Here is a 2,011-nt window from a genome sequence, read left to right on the forward strand (position 1 = left end):
GGCGGACGCATCACGAAGGAAACCAGCCTCGGCTGGCAGGGAGGATCAAGATGGCAGCGGGTACGCCAGGCGGGGACACACCGAGCGCGCACACCTTGGTGATCATTCCGACGTACAACGAGCGGGAGAACATCGGACTGATCATCGGCCGCCTGCACGCCGCTCTCCCGAACACGCATGTGCTCGTGGCCGACGACGGCAGCCCGGACGGAACCGGCGACCTGGCCGACAAGCTGGCGGAGCAGGACACCGCGGGCCGGATCCACGTCATGCACCGGACCGAGAAGAACGGCCTCGGCGCGGCCTACATCGCCGGTTTCAAGTGGGGCCTCGAGCGTGACTACCGCGTCATCGTCGAGATGGACGCGGACGGCAGCCACGCCCCCGAGCAGCTGCACCGGCTGCTCGACAAGATCGACGCGGGCGCCGACGTGGTGGCAGGCTCGCGGTACGTGCCGGGCGGTTCCGTGGTGAACTGGCCCAAGCGACGCGAGTTCCTCTCCCGTGGCGGCAACATCTACTCCCGGCTGGCGCTGGGCGTGAAGATCAAGGACATCACCGGCGGCTTCCGCGCCTACCGGCGCGAGGTGCTCGTGGCGCTGGACCTCGACTCGATCGAGTCGCACGGCTACTGCTTCCAGGTCGACCTGGCGTGGCGCGCGATCCAGCACGGCTTCACCATGGTGGAGGTGCCGATCACGTTCACCGAGCGCGAGTTCGGCGAATCCAAGATGGACGGCAACATCGTGCAGGAGGCGTTGCTCAAGGTCACCGTCTGGGGCATGCGCAACCGGTGGATCAAGGCGAAGGCGCTGTTCGGTAGGTAGGCACGGCTTCGGATACGACAACGCCGCCCCCGGGGAGATCCCCGGGGGCGGCGTTGATTCGTTCAGGTGGAGCTACGCTCCGCGTCGCGGCGCCTCAGGCGCCGGCTCCGCTACGCTCCGCGTCGCTTGGTCTTCAGCAGGTCCAGGCGCTCCTTGAGCAGCTCCTCGAGCTCCTCGACGGAACGGCGCTCGAGCAGCATGTCCCAGTGGGTACGCGGGGGCTTGACCTTCTTGGCCTCCGGCGCGGTGCCCTCGAGGAGGCTGCCCTCCAGACCGTTCTTGCACAGCCAGGTGCCGGGGATCTCGGCATCGTCGGAGAAGGGGACATCGAACTCTTCGCCGTTGTCGCAGCGGTACCGGGCCATGCGGCGGGGCGCCAGGTCGTGGTCGCGATCGGTCTCATAGCTCACCGCTCCGAGTCGACTTCCTCGAAGTACGCGATCTGCCATGGTGGTGTCCTCTCCCTAGGTCGGCACGCGAGCGCACTGGATCGGCAGTAGGTCACCGATCAGCAGGCAATCACACATCTTCAACGCCACGGACGCTGGAATGGTTCCCTGGCGTCGCACAGACGCAACCGCACCATCTTACCGGTTTGTGAATGTCGAACAGCACAGCATCGTCGCCCGGCACGGCGTCGTCGGCAGGCACAGTAAGGTGACTGTCCGTGGCAGGCCCCTCTCGCAGACTCGATTCGTGCGTGTGGTGTGGACGCGAGGTCGCCGACGTCGGCATCGGGCGACGCCGCCGCTACTGCCGCCAGTCCTGCCGACAGCGCGCATACGAACAGCGCAGCGCGGTCAAGGGCACTTCGATTCCCGCCGACGCCGTTGTCCTGACCGCAGACGAGGCGGCGGCGCTCGTGGATCGGATGTTCGAGGTCCGCTGCGCCGCGGAAGACGTCGAGACCGCCGTATCGGAGGGCGCGGAGCAGTCCGAACTGGCGCCGCTGTGCGCTCGTCTGGTCGAACTCGCGCGAGAGGCCGAGCGCTTCCGCTGATCCGGGCGAGGGGCCTACGCGCGCGAACGTGCAGGCCGGGTAACCAAAGGCCGAAACGGACGACAATAGCAGCCCACGGCCGATACTCTGTGTAACGCGGCCGACACAAATCTGGACATACAAAATAGTGCGCAACCTGCGCCGAATACACCTTCGAGTTTTGTCTACTCGCTTGGGGAGTGCG

The 2,011-nt window shown here is 66.5% G+C and carries 3 protein-coding genes; 2 read left to right on the forward strand and 1 reads right to left on the reverse strand.

Annotation, left to right across the window (positions count from 1 at the left end; genetic code table 11):
* Window positions 1–50 precede the first annotated feature (50 nt).
* On the forward strand, window positions 51–827 hold the full coding sequence (locus FCG67_RS10670) for a polyprenol monophosphomannose synthase (protein ID WP_136909606.1): 777 nt from the start codon (window positions 51–53) through the stop codon (window positions 825–827).
* 110 nt (window positions 828–937) lie between these two features.
* On the opposite strand, the gene FCG67_RS10675 is transcribed toward FCG67_RS10670, so the two are convergent.
* Window positions 938–1,276, reverse strand: a complete 339-nt coding sequence (locus FCG67_RS10675; RefSeq protein WP_027501343.1) for an RNA polymerase-binding protein RbpA — start codon at window positions 1,274–1,276, stop codon at window positions 938–940.
* Window positions 1,277–1,494: 218 nt separating this feature from the next.
* Between FCG67_RS10675 and FCG67_RS10680 the strand changes: the two genes are divergently transcribed.
* On the forward strand, window positions 1,495–1,827 hold the full coding sequence (locus FCG67_RS10680; protein WP_169310491.1) for a hypothetical protein: 333 nt from the start codon (window positions 1,495–1,497) through the stop codon (window positions 1,825–1,827).
* The last annotated feature ends 184 nt before the right edge of the window (window positions 1,828–2,011 follow it).

Source organism: Rhodococcus oryzae, from assembly GCF_005049235.1.
Lineage (GTDB): Bacteria > Actinomycetota > Actinomycetes > Mycobacteriales > Mycobacteriaceae > Rhodococcus_G > Rhodococcus_G oryzae.